The sequence below is a fragment of the Pandoraea pneumonica genome, assembly GCF_049918595.1.
GTDB classification, from domain to species: Bacteria; Pseudomonadota; Gammaproteobacteria; order Burkholderiales; family Burkholderiaceae; genus Pandoraea; species Pandoraea pneumonica_A.
On record NZ_JBNCRZ010000006.1, the window covers coordinates 177,466 to 194,762 of the forward strand.

The following is a 17,297-nucleotide window of genomic DNA, read 5'->3' on the forward strand; positions in this document are numbered from 1 at the left end:
TATGGGGCACCCTCTCATGCACGCCTTACGCGGGACTTACTGCACGCGCACGAAGTCCGCCATCGATTGCGATAACGCAAGTTTGAGCGCCTCGCCCAGCGCCACAGCCAGCGCCCCCGCGTCGCGGCGGCGCAGCAAAGCGACTTCGCACACGGCATGCGGGTCGTCGAGCGTGACCCGGCACACGGCGGGGCCAGCCATCGCAGCCAGACTCTCGGGCACGATCGCCACACCGAACCCTGCCGCCACTAGATTGATGAGGGCGATCTTGCGCGAGGTCGCCGCCGCCGCCCGGGGAAAGAACCCGTGTTGCTGACACAACTGGGCTACTCGGTAGCTCAACCCGCCGCGTTCGCGATGCGGAATCGATACAAATGGCGTGTCAGCAAGCGCCGCCACCCGCACAGACGTCTCCCCCGCCAGTGCGTGCCCGGCAGGCACCAAGAGCAATAAGCGTTCGATGGCAATGCGCTCGCAAATCAGCGACGGTGCTGGTCTCAGGACGGGCAGGCGCACCAGCCCGAGGTCGATACGGCCAGCTTCGATTTCGTCTTGCTGCTGCTCGGACGACAACGTCGATATCTCGACACTGACGCCCGCATTGACAGACAAGTGCGCATGCAATGCCGCAGGCAGGTCGCCCGCGAATGGCACCGACGTGGAGTGCGCGAGCCGCACGGTGCCCTGCTCGCCGCGCGCGACGCTGCGGGTGAGCGCCACCGATCCTTCAAGCTCCGTCAGCACACGGCGCGCCTCGTCGACAAACGTGCGACCGGCGGGCGTGAGCGACACGCCCTTGGACGAGCGCTCCAGCAGCACCGCCTGCAACTCGCGCTCAAGCTCGGAGATCTGCCGACTCAACGCCGACTGTGCGACGAACAGCCGCTCGGCCGCCGCACTAAAGCCGCCCGCGTCCACCACTTCGAGGAAATACCGCAACTGCCGCAGCGAGACCATGGTCATGCCGTTTCGAGATCGAACATCGCCACATTCTATATTGGCGCAGTGCAGCACCGCGGCCCTATGCTGAGGCAAAGCGCAGGACATCTTGCCGCCTGCTCCACCCGCAGCCTTCCACACTGACCTTTCTATGCCGTCCCCTCTGTTCGATGCCCTCGTGGGCGCACTCCCCACGCTCCATGCATGGCTGTTGATGAGTGCCGCCCTTGTCGTCGCTTACCTCATCTTCGGCATCGCGGGCTTCGGCACAGCGCTTGTCGCCAGTCCAGTGCTGGCCTACACGCTGCCGGTAGCGCAGATCGTGCCGATGCTTGCGTTGCTCGACTTCAGCGCCGCTTCGGGCAACGTGGTGCGCAATGCACGCGCCGCTGACACAGGCGAATTGCGTCGGCTCCTGCCCGCGATGCTTATCGGCAGCCTCGCGGGTGCGGCACTACTGCTACACCTTCGCCCCGAGACGTTGTTGCGCGCGCTCGCATGGTTTGTCTGCGGCTACTCGGTCTTCGCGCTGATCGGCCCGCGCGCCAAATCTCGGCTCTCTCAAAAATGGGCGATCCTGTTCGGCACGGTGGGCGGTGTGTTCAGCGCGATGTTCGGCAGCGGCGGCTTCATTTACGCGATCTACCTGACCAGCCGCCTCGAGCGTGTGGAATCGATGCGCGTCACGCAAGCCACGCTGATCGGGTTCAGCACGCTGGCGCGCGCCGTGATGTTCCTGATTGCGGGTGTCTATGCCGATTTGCCGATGCTGATAACGACGCTCACGCTTGTCCCGGCGATGGTGATCGGCATGTGGTTGGGCAAGCGCGTCACGCTCCATCTGTCGCGCGCCCAGTTCGTGAAAGTGGTGAATCTCGTGGTGCTCGCGGCGGGTGTGGCGCTGCTGGTGCACGGCAAGTAACTCGCACAGCAGGTATCGCAGGTATGCTGACGGCCACTGTCCTCCTGCATTCGATATGTCTGCCATGCCCCTGCCCGCTCTGCTCGTCTTTGGCGAGGCGCTGACCGATCTGATTCGTCAACCGTCCGGCGATGGCCGCCAATGGGTGAGCCGTGCGGGTGGCGCGTGCTGGAACGTGGCTCGCGTCACGGCAGCGATGGGCGTGCCGACCGGCTACGGCGGTGCCATCAGCACGCACGCGCCGTTCGGCACCGAACTGCTGGCCCTGTCCGAAGCGTCAGGCCTCGACGCCCGATATCTCCAGCCGGTGGATCGCCCTCCCTTGCTGGCGGTTGTCCATCGGCACGATCCGCCTGCCTATTTCTTCCTCGGTGAGGGTGCCGCCGATCTCGCCTTCGATCCGCATTCGCTGCCAGCGGGCTGGCAAGACGCAGCCCGTGTCGCGCATTTCGGCTGTATCAGCCTCGTGCGCGAACCGCTCGCCAGCGTCCTCATCGACCTGGCCGAACAACTGCACGCGCGAGGCGTCGCGATCAGCTTCGACCCGAATCTGCGCAATTTGATGGGCCCGGATTACCTCGCGACGTTTGCCCGCGTCGCGCGGCTCGCCACGTGGCTCAAGTTGTCCGTCGAAGACCTGCGCGCGTTGTATCCCGCGCTTGCCGACGGTGCTGCACTGGACGAAGTCCGTCGCGTCGCACCTCAAGCCACGTTACTGCTCACCGACGGCGAGCACGGCATGCGCTTGTTCACGTCCGATGGTCTCGAACTCACGCAACCGGCTTACCGCATCGCCGTGGCCGACACCGTCGGCGCGGGCGACGCCGCCATCGGTGGCTGGCTGGCCAGCTTGTCGCGCGCACCGAAAGCGCCTCTCTCCACCCATCTTCAGCATGCGGCCGCCGCCGCAGCATTGGCTTGCACTCGGACTGGCGCGCACGCACCGTCATGGGATGAAGTGCAAGCACTCGTTGCCCAGCCACCCGCCCTCACCTGATCCTCGACGCACCGACCATCGAAAAAATGGCTATGATGACGACCAATCATCACCATTTCCGATGAATTCACGATGACGCCGGACCAATTACTGACCTTCGCGACGGTGGCCGAACTGGGCAACATCAGCCATGCCGCCGAGGCCTTGCATCTGTCGCAACCGGCCGTCTCCGGGCAGTTGCGCTTATTGCAGGAATCGTTCGGCGAGCCGTTGTACCGCCGCGATGGGCGCGGTATTCGGCTCACTGCCGTGGGCGAGCAAGTCGCGGCGTACGCGAACAAGCTGCGTCAGGACTACCGTCAGGCGCTAGCGCTGCGCGACAGCCTACGCGGACTGGAAACGGGCGCGCTGCGCATCGGCGCGAGCACCACGCCCGCCAGCTATCTGCTGCCGTACGTCATCGCCGAATTCCACCAACGCTATCCGGCGGTCGCCCTGCACATCATCGACGGCAACACGAGCGAGATCGTGGCGCAGCTCGACAGTCTGGATGTGGCCTTCATTGAAGGCGCGGTGCCGCCCGGCTTGTCGCCGGACGTGGCCGTGCGGCCATGGCGCGACGACGAAGTCGTGGCCATTGCAAGGGCCGATCACCCGCTGGCCCACCTTCCCGGCGGCGCATCGTTGCAAAGCATCGCCGAATATCCACTGATCTTGCGCGAGCCGGGCTCCGGCGTGCGCGCACTTGTCGCACGTGCGTTCTCGGTCTCGGGACTGGAGCCGCGCGTCGCCCTTGAGCTAGCGGGTGTGGAGAGTATTAAAGAGGCCGTGCGCGCCGGTATGGGCATCGGCTTCGTCTCTGCAATGTCGATGCGACATGAGGATGCCGCGCTCAGATCCGTGCGCATCGATCCCCCGCACGGCCTCAAGCGCCTGCTCACGGCGCTGGTGCCGCACGCGGAGGCGCTCAGCCGTCCGACCGAGCGCTTTCTCGCGCAATGCTTTGCGGCAGACGCCGCCAGCCCGGCCGCGTGATGCTGAACGGATGCGACGACCCCATCGTACGTCGCACACCGCGCAGCTAGCGAACCGGACTGGCGCGCCGCCCATCCCGTCCTCCATCGGGACTCACTTGAAATCCCACGCCATCTGCTCGGCCACCGAAGTGGCTGCCGACGAGCGCACGCAAACATCGAGGTAATCGGTCACGGGCGGCGGCGGCGACGTGCCTTCGCCCAGCAAACGGTGGTTGTCGAACACGTAGTCGAGCGCGGCAAACGCGCCGTAGCGGCGCAGCGCCTTGGCCATCAACCGGCCATTGCCCGTGCCGAGCTGGCGCGAAAGCGCCGGTGTCAGCCGTTCGATCTCTGCGTCGCCGATATGACGGAAACGTTCGCCCAACGGCGCCACGCCCCGCGCTCTGGCGAGCGCCGCTTCGATCTCGCGAATGGTGCGCGTCGACGATTGACCCGCCGACACGTGATACAGGTCGTGACGCAAGCGCGGCAAAAACGCCAGATCGATCAGCGCGTCGGCACAGAAGTCGACAGGCACCACGTCGAGCCGGTCATCGAGCCCGCACGTGAAAGCGCCCAGCAACTGCACCATGCGGAACATCCAGAAGATGCTGCCCGACGGCTCGCAGCCGAGTTGGGTGTGGCCCACGACAATCGACGGCCGCGCGACCACCAGCGGCAGCCCGGGCCAATCGCGCCGCAGCCGCATCTCGGCCTCGGCCTTCGACGCCGTGTACGGCACCAACTGATGATCGGCGCGCGCCAGATCGTGCGATTCCTTCACCACGCCGGACAACGCATCGCCGCACGCCATGGCCGTGCCCACATGCACGAAGCGCTCCAGCACCGGTGACGCCGCCACCGCCCGCGCGAGCGCCAGCGTGCCTTCGACGTTCACCGCATCGAGTTGCGGATGCGCGGAAAACGAGGCAATCGCGCCCGCATGAATCACGTGCGTAACGCGGCGCATGCGAGGATCGTCGTCGAACGAGATCGGCTGCGCCAGATCGCCACACACGATGTTCGCTTCCGTGAGCGAGAGCCGGTGGACGGGCGCGACACGAAAACGGTCCATCGCGGCGCGCACCCGTGCGAGTCCGTCGGCGCTGGTGCGCGCGCGCACGAGCAGCAACAGCGACGGCCCGAAGCCGTCCTTGAGAAGTTGAGCGACGACCGCGCCGCCCACAAAACCGGTACTGCCGGTGACGAGAATTCGCATGGCTATTGCCTCGCAATACTAAGAAACAGGCCCGCCGCGCCGCACCACGTCGTTAGAACGTGTAGTCGAGCGTGGTGGCGACCTGATAGTTGGTCTTGTTAAACACAATGGGACTCTTCGATGCATTGCCGGTGTAGCGAATCAGGCCGCCGGCAACCGTAGTGCTCCAGTGCTTGGTGAATTTGTGGGTCCAGTTCGCCGTCAGGCTCACGCCGTACAGGCCGCCGCCAGCCGAGTACTGCCGATAGCCCGAGTTCAGGCTTTGATTGGCCGTCACGCCGAAATACGTTTGCGCATACTTGCCGCTGGCAAAGTGGGCCGTGGCACTCACGCCCACCGAATCGACGGCCGACTTGTACACGACGCTATCCACCGAGAAGCGATAGACATTGCCGCGATCGCGGTTCGTGAGCGGGATGTCAGTGGCGACACTCACCACCGCCAGATCGCCGATGGCGTAGCCCGCCTGCAACGTCGTGAACACCGAGCCTTTGACGTCGCCCATGCCACGCAGCTTGTCCGAGCCGGAATCCAGCCCTTTCTTCTGGTCTTTACGGCCGCCGTCGTACGACAGCGCCGCCGACAGGAAGAACCCGGCGGGCAGCGGCAGCCGGTAACCGATACCGCCCAGCCCCACGAACACGCCGTACGGGGTTTGCAGCGCCAGGTTTAGCGCCGGAGTCACGCGGTATTCGTTGCTACCCATGTAACGCGGCGAGTAACCGACACCGCCGCCGATGGTGAATTCGTAACCGCTTTCCGGTGCCTGCGTGGGCAGGCTCGCATCGGGTTGAATGCCGCTGTAGCGCGACGGATCGACGGCAAACGCCTGCGGCGCGACACCGGCAAACACGACACCTGCGGCGCTCAGCGCGGCAACCCGGGGAAGAAGGCGGTTTTTCATGGGACTCCTACAAATTATTGGAAGGTTGCAATCGGCGCGTTGGACGAACGGATTGCAAGGTGAGCGCATGGTAGGCGCGAACCGGCGGCGTGACTGTTATTCGATTTAGGAGAGTTGTGAACAAATGTTTTCGTTTGTTCACAGGTTTGAAACGCCCGCCCGGCGGGGCTGCCGGGCAGTAAAATGCGCCTCACGGGAATGCCGCCAAACGCCGCGGCACAGCACAACAGGAAAGGAATACGGCCATGTACCGTGTCTTGCTCGTCGAGGACGATGCGCGGCTTGCCGCACTCGTCACCGAATATCTGCACGCTTATCGCTTCGAAGTTGCCGTCGTGGGAGATGGCGCGCGTGCGCTGGAGCGCTACCGCGCCTTCGCTCCCGACATCGTTGTGCTCGATCTGATGCTGCCCGGCATGGACGGCATGGAGGTGTGCCGCCAACTCCGCGCAGTGAGCACGACGCCCATCCTCATTCTTACGGCACGGGAAGACACCTACGACCAGGTGGCGGGGTTGGAAGTCGGTGCCGACGATTACGTCGTCAAGCCGGTCGAACCCCGGCTGCTGCTCGCCCGGCTACGCGCCCTGCTGCGACGCGCCGTGCCGCTCGCGGAAATCGATGAGCCGACCGAAGACGGTCTGTCGTTCGGACAGTTGCGTATCGTGCCGCGCGATCGCATGGTGTTCTGGCGCGGCCTGCCGGTGGAGTTGAAGTCGAACGAATTCAGCTTGCTGCTGATTCTGGCGAAGGGCGCGGGGCGCGTGGTCACGCGCGACGAAATTCTTCAACAACTGCGCGGCATCGAATTCGACGGTATCGACCGCACCGTGGACGTCGGCATATACCGGCTGCGCAAACGTTTCGAAGACACCGACGGCGAGCCGCAGCGCATCAAGACAGTCTGGGGCCGGGGCTACCTCTTCAGCCCCTCGGCCTGGGAGAGTTGATTCATGTTTCGCATTCTTCTGAAGCTCTATGGGCTGGTCGCGTTAGCTGTCGTCGCCGCCATCTTGCTGATCAACAACACGTTCGGCTTTTTCTTCTACGACATCCTGAACCGGTCTGCGCAGAAGCAAATGGGCGCGTATGTCTGGGTCATTAACCAGTCGCTCGAAAAGCTGCCGGAATCGGAGTGGCCCGCATTCATTGCGAAGTTCGAATCGCACGGCAACGACAAGATCGAGATCAAGCCGCTCAAGGGCCTGCCGCTCCCATTCGAATATGCCCGCAAGGATCTCGAGGACGGCCTCGTCGTTGCCAACGGCATCGACGGCGATCACTACGCCGTGCGCCTGCTGAAATCCGACTGGGTGCTCACCTCCGTGACCGGCACCGACCTGAATCTGCGCCAGATCAACTACCTCGCCTACACCGTCGTGGCATTGCTGATCCTGCTCGCCGTACTTACTTGGTCGCGCTGGTATTGGACCGATGTGCAGTCGCTCAACCGTGCGGCTTCACGTTTCGGCGAAGGCGATTTCAGCTCGCGAGCGCGTGTCTCGCGCTTCTCGAATCTCGCTGCGCTCGCGAGCGTATTCAACACGATGGCCGAGCGTATCGAACGCTCCATCACCACACAAAAGGAGATGATCAACGCCGTGTCGCACGAACTGCGCACACCGATCGCGCGTCTCGACTTCGGCCTCGAAATTCTGCAACAGCGCCGCCACGAACCCGACGCCAACGAGCGCATCGCCGCGCTCAAAGGCGATATTCGCGAACTGGATGAGTTGGTTACCGAACTGCTCTCGCTCGCCCGCCTCGATCAGATCACGGCACCGCCGACACGCCATGCTGTGTCCTTGCGGCTGATGTTCGACAGCCTCGCCGCCAACTGCACCGAGGTGCTGGCGTCTCGCTCCATTGCGCTCGATATCAGCGCCGAACCCGGGGCCGATTGTGTCGAAGTCGAACCCAAGTTGCTCGCACGTGCCGTGCAAAACCTGCTCAACAACGCCATGCGCCACACCACGCGGCGCATCGTATGCGGTGCGAAAACCTGCGAAGACGGCAGCGTCATGATCTACGTGGACGACGACGGCGAAGGCATCTCGGTTGTGGATCGTGCGCGCATCTTCGAGCCCTTTCACCGGCTCGATAGCAGCCGTAACCGTGCGACCGGCGGCTTCGGGCTGGGTCTTGCCATCGTGCGCCGCATTGCGTTACTGCATGGCGGCAAGGTGGGTGTCGACACCTCACCGCTGGGCGGCGCACGCTTCACCATCACGCTACCGGGAAACCCAACGGCCTGAACCACAGCGCAGTCCTCTTTCGGATGCCGATGAATTGTCATGTTGGCGACATGTTCGCCGCTTAACCTGACGGCTCAATTGAATCCCAAAGAGGACTCCTGTAATGAAACCCAACTTCCGCATTGCGGCGGCGGGGTGCTGCCTGGCGCTTGCCAGCAGCCTGCCCATGCCCGCCTTGGCCCAGTCAAACGTTCAGCTCTACGGGCTGATCGACTCGGGTGTCGAATTCCTCACCAACGCCGACAAGAACGCCGCCGGCAACACCGTCAGCCTCTCGCGTGTCACCTCGGGCAACCTCGCCGGTTCGCGCTGGGGCCTGAAAGGTTCTGAAGACCTCGGTGGCGGCAACAAGGCATTCTTCCTGCTCGAAAACGGCTTCAACCTCGGCAACGGCACGTCCCTTCAGGGCGGTCGCGAGTTTGGCCGTCTGGCGTATGTCGGCTTGTCGAACAGCGCCTTCGGCGCGGTCTCGATCGGCCGTCAGGGCGGCGTGTTCCTTGACTGGGTGAGCAAGTTCAACCCGCTCAACAACGCTGTCTACGCCATCAAGATGCAGGACACCGCGTTCTCCGACCGTCTGGACAACAGCCTGCGTTACTCGGGCAAGTTCGGCGCCTTCGAAGCGATGGTGCAGTACTCGAAGGGTTATGACGACGTGAGCTTCGGTGCGGCCAGCACCACGCCGGGCGACAACCGCCGTGCGCAAGTGATCGACGCCGGTCTGCGCTACGCCAACGGCCCGCTGTCGTTCGTGATCGCTTACGACCAGAAGAATGGCGGTTCGGTGCTCCCGAATGCAGCCATGACCTCGAAGGTCGGCGGCTATGAAGGCAACGTCGACCGCCGTATCGCAGCGGCCGTGCAGTACTCGCTGCAAAGCGTCGACCTGTACGTGGGTTACCGCTACCTGAACGCCAAGGCAATCCACCTCTCGGCCCTGAACAAGAGCCCGGTGGAAGCGTCAAGCTACTACTGGCTGGGCACCACGTGGCACGCCACGCCGGCGCTCGACCTGTCGGCCACCGCCATGTACCAGAACTTCTACGGCACGAACCGTGATCCGTTGTCGTTCCAGGTCAGCGCCGACTACAGCTTCTCGAAGCGTACCGACGTCTACGTCAACATGGGCTACGTCGTGAACCGTAACGGCTCCGACCTCGGTCTGAACGGTTTCGGCACCAACGTGGTGGCCGGGAAGAACCAGTTCGGCACGATGGCCGGCGTCAAGCACGTGTTCTGATGACGCGCGACACACGCCCTTCGCAAGGCGGCGTGTCGCCGGGAAACACAGGCGTGAGCCTCTCGTTGCGCGCGCTGCACCAGACATTTGGGGCAGCGCGCGTACTTGATGGCATCGATCTCGACGTCCCGGCCGGCACCACGACCGCACTGCTCGGCCCCTCAGGCTGCGGCAAGAGCACATTGCTCAAGCTGCTCGCGGGGTTGCTCGCGCCGACCGGCGGCGAGATTCGCTTCGACGACACCGTGGTCGCCAGCGGCACCGTTTGCCACTCACCCGAATTGCGCTCGCTCGGCATGGTCTTTCAGGACTATGCACTGTGGCCGCACATGAGCGTGGCGGCCAACGTGGGGTTCCCGCTGGAGATGCGCGGCGTGAAACGCGCCGAGCGCGCACAACGCGTGGAAGAGGCGCTCGATCTGGTCGGCCTCGCCGGTTACGGCACGCGCCGTCCGCAAGCGCTCTCGGGCGGCCAGCAACAACGCGTCGCGCTTGCACGCGCCATCGTCGCGGCCCCTCGCCTGCTGCTCTTCGACGAACCGTTATCCAACCTCGATCGCGATCTGAGAACGCGCCTGTGCACCGACATCGGCGCACTGCTCTCGCGTCTGGGCACGACCGCCGTGTACGTGACCCACGACCGTGAAGAAGCCGAAGCGCTGGCCGATCAGATCGTAATCCTCGCCCACGGGCGCGTTGACAAACGTATTACGAGGTAGCCCATAATGCTCCACCGCAAAATTATCGCGACACTCACCATGGCCTTTGCTGCAAGTGTCGGCGCAAAACACGCACATGCGCTGACCGTCTACACCGCCGGCCCCGGCAACCTGAGCAAGAAACTTGCGACGGGTTTCGAGAAAAAGACCGGCATTAAAGTCGATGTATTCCAGGCCACCACCGGCAAGGTGATGGCACGCATTGAAGCCGAACAGGCCAACCCGCGTGCCGACGTGCTCATCTCCGCTTCGTGGGACACCGCACAAGACCTCGAAAAGCGCGGCTGGCTCGCACCGTTCCAGAGCGCTAATGCCGCTCGCGTACCCGCCCCGTTCAAGACGACGCACTACGTCGCGCAGGGCCTCTCGGCGCTCGGCATCGTGTGGAATGCGAAGTCGGGCACGCCCGAGCCGCATGACTGGCGCGACCTGACCAAGCCCGCGTATCGCAACCTCGTGACGATGCCTGACCCGGCACTGTCCGGCGCATCGGCCGACTTGCTGCTGGGCCTGCAAGCGCGCCTGGGCGGCGAAGCGTGGAAGCTCTTCGACGATCTGAAGCAAAACGGCATGGTCGTCTCGGGCCCGAACGCTCAGGCGCTCAACCCGGTGCTGCAAGGCGCAAAGGCGGCCGTGTTCGGTGCGGTCGATTACGTGGCTTATGCGGCAGCGGCGGGTGGCGAAGCGGTGAAGGTGATCTTCCCGACGAGCGGCACCGTGATTGCACCGCGTCCGATGATGATTCTGAACACGTCGAAGCTGCAAAACGAAGCGCGTCAGTTCATCGACTACGTGCTCTCCGACGAAGGTCAGCAACTGGTGGCAGAAGCGTGGCTGATTCCGGCACGTGAGGACATCGCCATCAAGCGTGCCTCGTTCAAGGATCTGCGTCTGCTGCCGCAGGGCGACGCGCAGTCGTCGAGCGCCTCGCGCGCCGAAGTGCTGGCCCGTTTCGCGAAACTCAACGGCCAACACTAAGCTCACGTGAAATCGTTCCGACTCCTCCCGACGGCGACGGTCGCAGCCCTCGCCGTCGTGGTGGCATTACCGGTCGCGTTCGTGCTGTTGCAGGCCGTTTTCCCGCATCTCGCACAGGGCTCGTTTGCCGGGCCCTTCTCCGCCGTTTGGTCCACGCTCTCGCACGACAGCACGTTGCCGCTCATCGGCAACACCCTGCAACTCGGGGTGTCGGTGGCGCTGGGCACCGCGCTCGTCGGCGGTGCCCTCGGAGCCGTGCGCGGGCTGTTTCATGTGCCTTACGCGCGGGTGTGGGATCTGTGCTTTCTGCTGCCGTTTCTGGTGCCGCCGTATCTCGCGGCATTAGGCTGGATGCTGTTGCTGCAAACCGGCGGTTACGCGCAGCAGCTCACCGGTCTCGACGCCGGACGCTTCCTGTTTTCGCTGCCGGGCCTCGTCTTCGTGATGACGCTCAATATCTTCCCGGTCGTGTACTTCGCGGTGTCTCGCTCGTTGGCCACCACCGGCTCGCGATTGGCCGACGTGGCGCGTGTGCACGGCGCATCGGCATGGCGCGCGTTTGCACGCGTGACGCTGCCGCTGGCCCTGCCCGCGTTTGCGGCGAGTTTGCTGTTGGCGTTCACGATGGCCATCGAAGAATTCGGTGCCCCTGCGGCATTGGGTGCACGTGCCGGATTCTCCGTGTTGGTGACATCTATCGAAGGCCGCTTTGCCGATTGGCCCATCGATTTGCCGGGGGCTTCGATTCTGTCGGTCGTGCTGGCGACGATTGCGCTGCTCGCGTTCATCTTTCAGCATCGGTTGTCTGCGGGGAAGGACTTCGAGACGCAAACGGGCAAGCCCATCGCCTCACCGCCGCGAGCGCTCGGACGCTGGCAGTGGCCAGTCATCGTGGGTTTCGGTGCCGTGGCGTTGCTGGCCACCGTTGCACCGCTGTTCTCGATTCTGGCAACGGCATTCTCCGGCACGCTCTCGGGCGGTTTGTCGGTGGCAAACCTGACGACCGCGCATTTCGCGGCACTGCTCGGTCAAGGTGCGGAAGGGCTTGAAGCATTGGCGACGAGTTTGTCGCTCGCGCTGGGCACGTCGCTGGTGACGGGTGTGCTGGGCTTCTTGTGTGCGTGGTGCGTGGTGAAATCGACCATGCGCGGCCGCGTGCTGATCGACGGCTTGTCGCTGCTGCCGCATGCGTTGCCGGGCATCGTCGTGGGCGTGGGCCTGATCCTCGCGTGGAACCTGCCGTTCTGGCCGGTCACGCCATACAACACGTGGGGAATCTTGCTGCTCTCGTACAGCTGCTTGCTGCTGCCATATCCGGTGCGTTACACCAGCGCCGCCTTGCGTCAGAGGGCTGCTTCGCTTGAAGCCGCTGCGCGGGTGCACGGCGCGCCTGCCGGTGTCGCGCTGCGACGCATTACGCTGCCGTTGGTGATGCCCGCACTCGCGGCATCGCTGATGATCGTGTTTGCGATTGCCTCGCGCGAGTTGGTCACGTCGTTGCTGCTCGCACCGAGCGGCGTGCAAACCGTCTCGATCTTCGTGTGGCGACAGTTCGAGCAAGGCTCGATCGGTCAGGGTATGGCGATGGGGGTGGTGTCGATGGCAGTGAGCGGCACGTTGCTCATGCTCGCGTCGCGCCTCGCAGGCAAACCGGCGAACGCCTGATATTTAACGTTGCTGTAGTGAAAAAAAGGGGCAGCCTCACGGCTGCCCCTTTGCACATCTGGCGATGCAATCGTTAAGCGGCGACGGCTTCGCGCGGCGTCTCGACTTCGTCGTCGACCGAGCTGAGCATCAAATGCTCGAAAGCACCCAGCGATGCCTTGGCGCCTTCGCCCACAGCGATCACGATCTGCTTGAACGGCACCGTCGTCACGTCGCCTGCGGCGAACACACCCGGGATCGACGTCGCGCCCTTGGCATCGACTTCGATTTCGCCGTGACGCGACAGCGCCAGCGTGCCCTTGAGCCATTCGGTATTGGGCACCAGACCGATCTGCACGAACACGCCTTCGAGTTCCACCGTCGTCGTCTCACCCGAGACGCGGTCGCGATACACCAGACCGTTCACCTTCTGACCATCGCCGGTAATCTCGGTGGTTTGGGCATTCATCAGCACGCGCACGTTCGGCAAGCTGCGCAGCTTGCGCTGGAGCACTTCATCGGCGCGCAACTGCGTGCCGTATTCGATCAGCGTGACTTCCTTGACGACGCCTGCCAAATCGATAGCGGCCTCAACGCCGGAGTTACCGCCACCCACCACAGCAACGCGCTTGCCTTTGAACAGCGGACCGTCGCAGTGCGGGCAGTACGCCACACCGCGGTTGCGATAGTCGCGCTCGCCCGGCACGCCGATTTCGCGCCAGCGCGCACCGGTGGCCAACACGATCGAACGGGCCTTGAGCACCGCACCGCTCGCGAGGCGCACTTCGTGAATCTTGCCGGGCACGAGCGCTTCGGCACGCTGCGTGTCGATCACATCGACGTCGTACGCCTTCACGTGCTGCTCAAGCGCGGCAGCAAACTTCGGGCCTTCGGTGTGCGTGACCGAGATGAAATTCTCGATGGCCATCGTATCGAGCACCTGACCACCGAAACGCTCGGCGACAACGCCCGTCGTGATGCCCTTACGAGCGGCGTAGATCGCAGCCGCCGCACCGGCAGGGCCACCGCCGACGATCAGCATGTCGTACACGGGCTTGCTTTCAAGCGCCTTCGCCGCACGTGCCGAAGCACCGGTATCGAGCTTGGCGAGCAGTTCCTTCACGCTGGTACGGCCTTGCGTGAACGACTCGCCATTGAGGAACACCGTCGGCACGGCCATCACCTGACGCGCTTCGACTTCGCCTTGGAACAGTGCGCCGTCGATGGTCACTTGCTGAATACGCGGGTTGATGAGCGCCATCACGTTCAGGGCCTGGACGACTTCCGGGCAGTTCTGGCACGACAGCGAGATATACGTCTCGAAACGGAAATCGCCGTCGAGTGCGCGAATCTGTTCGATGGTGTCGTCATCGAGTTTGACCGGGTGGCCGCCCACTTGCAGCAGCGCCAGCACCAGCGACGTGAACTCATGTCCCATCGGCAGACCGGCAAAACGGATACGCGGTGCCTCACCCGGCGCGCCGATCGCGAACGACGGACGGCGCTCGTTGGCGTCATCGCGTGTCACGACAGCAATACGCGTCGAGAGCGGCGCGATCTCGTCGACCAGCGCCTTCATCTCGGCCGCTTTGGGGCTGTCGTCGAGCCACACGGCGATCTCGATCGGGCGCGTGACTTTCTGGAGGTACGTTTGCAACTGGGCTTTGAGGTTCGCGTCCAACATGGCGTGTAATCCGTCTCGATAGGGTGAACAGGGGCAACCGCATCAGCGTGAAGCTGGCGATGGCGACGTCGATATTCGGGAGAGGTGCCGGCGCACCCGGTTCAGGGGGGCGAGTGCGCCGGCGGAGGGCGCCGCTCTGTGACGTGAGCGGCGTTTGCTGCGGTGATGCTTAGATCTTGCCGATCAGGTCGAGCGACGGGCTCAGGGTTTCAGCGCCCGGCGTCCACTTGGCGGGGCAAACTTCGCCCGGGTGCGATGCCACGTACTGGGCCGCTTGCACCTTGCGCAGCAGTTCCTTGGCGTCGCGGCCGATGCCGTTGTCGTGGATTTCGCACAGCTTGATCTCGCCTTCCGGGTTGATCACGAACGTGCCGCGCAGGGCCAAACCTTCTTCTTCGATCAGCACATCGAAGTTGCGCGAGATCGCGAGCGTCGGGTCGCCGATCATCGGGTACTGAATCTTTTGAATCGTGTCCGACGTGTCGTGCCAAGCCTTGTGCGTGAAGTGGGTATCGGTCGACACGCTGTAGATCTCGACGCCCAGCTTCTTGAATTCTTCGTAATGGTCAGCCAGATCACCCAGCTCGGTCGGGCACACGAAGGTGAAGTCGGCCGGGTAGAACACCACAACCGACCACTTACCCTTGAGGGTGTCTTCGGTCACGGTGGTGAAATCGCCATTGTGGAAAGCGGTGGCTTTGAACGGCTTGATCTGGGTGTTGATGATCGGCATGTCGTTGTCTCTCTGACTGGGTGGAAAGTGTTGCCAGTATGCCGAATGCTATCGAACAATAGAAATTGATTATTGAAATCTATGAAATAGGCAGAGGCTATCGCCGTCGATAGCCTCCGCCCACGTACTGCGACCGTCAGTTTTGTTTTAGCGCTGCGGATACCGTACAGCGCGCACCTTGCCACTCATGCCGCCGCCGCAGAAGAAGCGGTCGATCCCGTTGTATTCGAGACCGCTCACGCCGATGCCTTCGGGCATGACCACTCGGGCGAGCACTTCACCGCTGACCGGGTCGACGTGGCGCAGTTCGCTCTCATCGTTCTCCCATGTGCCGTGCCAAAGCTCGTCGTTTGCCCATGTGATGCCGGTGACGAAGCGATCCGACTCGATGCTGCGCAGCACACGTCCGGTCTCGGGGTCGAGTTGCAGGATCTTGCGGTCGCGATACTGCCCGACCCACAAGTGCCCTTCGGCCCATGTCAGGCCTGAGCTGCTGCCGCTATCCGGCGCGGGAATCGTGTGAATGACCTTGCCCGTCTTCGGGTCGATCTTGTCGATGCGCGTCTCGGCGATCTGATAGATATGTTTGCCGTCGAACGCGGTGCCCGCGTCGCCCGGCGTGTCGAGTGTGCGGCGGATTTGTCCGTTGGCCGGGTCGAAGGCGACCAGATGCGGGCCGGTGGATGCCCAGACCGATTCGCCGTCGAAGGTTACGCCGTTGATGCGATCCGCGCCGTTGAACGGGCCGTATTCGCAGAGGATATCGGCAGCAGTCACGGATTCGCTGCGGCTGCGTTGCAGGGGTTTGCTCGTCATAGTCAACTCCAGTTGTCGGTTCACATGCCCGGGGCCCCAGGGTGTGAAGTCACTTTAGCTAAACGACCACGCAGCAGGGAGTAACAATATCGTCGTGAATTCGGTCAGCGGCGGCGACACCCAGCGCCGCGCTCTGGCCTGCCCCACCGCGCGCACTTTCCCTTCCTCATGCAGCGTCGACAGCGCCCGCTGCACAGTGCGTTGACTGGCGTCGAGCGCGAGCGCGATGGCCGACGTCGACCATGCGGCCCCATCGGAGAGCAACGCGATGACCGACGCAAATTCATCGTCGATGGGCGGCACCAACACGCAGACGTTGCGTTCATCGGTGCTTTGCAAGACGAAGCCTCGCGGGGTCGCGTCAATCGACGCCACGCCTTTGAGCAGGGCGCGCAGGCGGCCAATTTCCACGCGAAGACGGGCGCGGTGAGTCTCATCGATCTGATCGGCACGTCGCAACCCGAAGGCATCCGCAATCAGGGTTTCGCGGGCAACATCGGCAGGCCACGCCTGTGCCAGGCAGCGAATCAACGAGAAAAGGACGGGACGACGTGCCAGCGGTCGCCACGTGTTACCGGCGCTTACGCCACGACGGCAAACATCGACCACGAGCGCCCCGGACTTAAGCAAGTGCGCGACATCATCCAAGCGCAGCACCTGCTCGGTATCGGGATGCCACAAGCGCGCCACTGGCCGCGACAACACTGTGCGCACTTGCGCGAGTTCGGCGGTTAGCGCTGGCACGTTGGCGGCATCGGCGGCCGATTGCGCGCGGGCCATGGCGGCATGTGCGTCGTCGATGCGCAGTGCACGCAACGCGAATTCCGTCGCAATTAGCTCGAAAACGGCGACGAGACGTGCGGGGACGGGTGCGCTTTGCACGGCGATGTCGTGCAACGCTTGCGCGGCCGCATCGAGACGGCCGAGCAGCAGCAGACGACGGGCCATCACCAACCGCGCGAGCATGGCGTTGGCGGCATCGGCGTGGGTATCGAGCGTGGCGGCAGCAGTTTGCAGTGCGCGCAGCGATCCGCTGAAGTCGCGCATGGCGAGTGCGATTTCGGCATCGGCGACGATGCAACGCGCGCGTGCCATGCCTTCGTTCGCACCGAAGCGGCGCGCGGCACGTTTGAGCAACTCGCGCGCACGTGGGTACTCGCCAAGCTGCGCCATGGCGATACCGCGCAGCGCGAGCGCAGGCGGGTCGTCTCGCAGCGCAACGCGCTGCAAGGCACCCAACGGGTCACCGGCGGCCAGTGCCCGGGCGGAGGCAGCAATCAGGGAGTCCATC

General features: G+C 63.8%; 16 protein-coding genes. 9 read left to right on the forward strand and 7 right to left on the reverse strand.

The window, feature by feature from the left end; translation table 11 throughout:
* Positions 1–36: 36 nt before the first annotated feature.
* Complete coding sequence (locus tag ACPWR9_RS22625) at positions 37–963, reverse strand: LysR family transcriptional regulator (RefSeq protein WP_426300916.1); 927 nt, start codon at positions 961–963, stop codon at positions 37–39.
* A gap of 127 nt (positions 964–1,090) precedes the next feature.
* Between ACPWR9_RS22625 and ACPWR9_RS22630 the strand changes: the two genes are divergently transcribed.
* The 3 genes from ACPWR9_RS22630 to ACPWR9_RS22640 all read left to right on the forward strand — a co-directional run bounded on the left by ACPWR9_RS22630 (position 1,091) and on the right by ACPWR9_RS22640 (position 3,833).
* Positions 1,091–1,861 (forward strand): sulfite exporter TauE/SafE family protein, encoded by a 771-nt coding sequence (locus ACPWR9_RS22630; protein ID WP_426300918.1) that lies wholly within the window; start codon positions 1,091–1,093, stop codon positions 1,859–1,861.
* A 64-nt stretch (positions 1,862–1,925) separates the two neighbouring features.
* Positions 1,926–2,858, forward strand: coding sequence for a carbohydrate kinase family protein (locus ACPWR9_RS22635; RefSeq protein WP_426300920.1), 933 nt, complete (start codon positions 1,926–1,928; stop codon positions 2,856–2,858).
* A gap of 72 nt (positions 2,859–2,930) precedes the next feature.
* Positions 2,931–3,833: a LysR family transcriptional regulator gene (locus ACPWR9_RS22640; RefSeq protein WP_426300922.1), complete on the forward strand. Its 903-nt coding sequence runs from the start codon at positions 2,931–2,933 to the stop codon at positions 3,831–3,833.
* Positions 3,834–3,926: 93 nt separating this feature from the next.
* On the opposite strand, the gene ACPWR9_RS22645 is transcribed toward ACPWR9_RS22640, so the two are convergent.
* Together ACPWR9_RS22645 and ACPWR9_RS22650 are read right to left on the reverse strand one after the other, a co-directional pair.
* Positions 3,927–5,033 carry an SDR family oxidoreductase gene (locus tag ACPWR9_RS22645; protein WP_426300924.1) on the reverse strand — a complete coding sequence of 369 codons (1,107 nt, stop codon included), beginning with the start codon at positions 5,031–5,033 and terminating at the stop codon, positions 3,927–3,929.
* Between the two features lie 52 nt (positions 5,034–5,085).
* A complete protein-coding gene (locus ACPWR9_RS22650) occupies positions 5,086–5,937 on the reverse strand; it encodes a MipA/OmpV family protein (RefSeq protein ID WP_426300926.1) in 852 nt (283 codons plus the stop codon).
* Positions 5,938–6,182: 245 nt separating this feature from the next.
* Between ACPWR9_RS22650 and ACPWR9_RS22655 the strand changes: the two genes are divergently transcribed.
* From ACPWR9_RS22655 to ACPWR9_RS22680, 6 genes are all read left to right on the forward strand, one after another.
* Positions 6,183–6,887, forward strand: a complete 705-nt coding sequence (locus ACPWR9_RS22655) for a response regulator (RefSeq protein WP_426300928.1) — start codon at positions 6,183–6,185, stop codon at positions 6,885–6,887.
* 3 nt (positions 6,888–6,890) lie between these two features.
* Complete coding sequence (locus ACPWR9_RS22660; protein WP_426300930.1) at positions 6,891–8,192, forward strand: ATP-binding protein; 1,302 nt, start codon at positions 6,891–6,893, stop codon at positions 8,190–8,192.
* A 103-nt stretch (positions 8,193–8,295) separates the two neighbouring features.
* Complete coding sequence (locus tag ACPWR9_RS22665) at positions 8,296–9,432, forward strand: porin (protein WP_150681831.1); 1,137 nt, start codon at positions 8,296–8,298, stop codon at positions 9,430–9,432.
* A 53-nt stretch (positions 9,433–9,485) separates the two neighbouring features.
* A complete protein-coding gene (locus ACPWR9_RS22670; protein WP_426300932.1) occupies positions 9,486–10,151 on the forward strand; it encodes an ABC transporter ATP-binding protein in 666 nt (221 codons plus the stop codon).
* A 39-nt stretch (positions 10,152–10,190) separates the two neighbouring features.
* Positions 10,191–11,129: an ABC transporter substrate-binding protein gene (locus tag ACPWR9_RS22675; RefSeq protein ID WP_426331125.1), complete on the forward strand. Its 939-nt coding sequence runs from the start codon at positions 10,191–10,193 to the stop codon at positions 11,127–11,129.
* A 6-nt stretch (positions 11,130–11,135) separates the two neighbouring features.
* Positions 11,136–12,794, forward strand: a complete 1,659-nt coding sequence (locus ACPWR9_RS22680) for an ABC transporter permease (RefSeq protein ID WP_426300936.1) — start codon at positions 11,136–11,138, stop codon at positions 12,792–12,794.
* 73 nt (positions 12,795–12,867) lie between these two features.
* Here ACPWR9_RS22680 and ahpF read toward each other — a convergent pair whose 3' ends face one another.
* The 4 genes from ahpF to ACPWR9_RS22700 all read right to left on the reverse strand — a co-directional run bounded on the left by ahpF (position 12,868) and on the right by ACPWR9_RS22700 (position 17,296).
* On the reverse strand, positions 12,868–14,457 hold the full coding sequence (gene ahpF, locus ACPWR9_RS22685; protein WP_426300938.1) for an alkyl hydroperoxide reductase subunit F: 1,590 nt from the start codon (positions 14,455–14,457) through the stop codon (positions 12,868–12,870).
* Positions 14,458–14,626: 169 nt separating this feature from the next.
* The gene (ahpC, locus tag ACPWR9_RS22690; protein ID WP_426300940.1) at positions 14,627–15,190 is read right to left on the reverse strand and encodes an alkyl hydroperoxide reductase subunit C; all 564 of its coding nucleotides are present in this window, start codon (positions 15,188–15,190) and stop codon (positions 14,627–14,629) included.
* Positions 15,191–15,337: 147 nt separating this feature from the next.
* Complete coding sequence (locus tag ACPWR9_RS22695) at positions 15,338–16,006, reverse strand: hypothetical protein (RefSeq protein WP_426300942.1); 669 nt, start codon at positions 16,004–16,006, stop codon at positions 15,338–15,340.
* Positions 16,007–16,060: 54 nt separating this feature from the next.
* Positions 16,061–17,296, reverse strand: a complete 1,236-nt coding sequence (locus ACPWR9_RS22700) for a helix-turn-helix domain-containing protein (RefSeq protein WP_426300944.1) — start codon at positions 17,294–17,296, stop codon at positions 16,061–16,063.
* Between the last annotated feature and the right edge of the window lies 1 nt (position 17,297).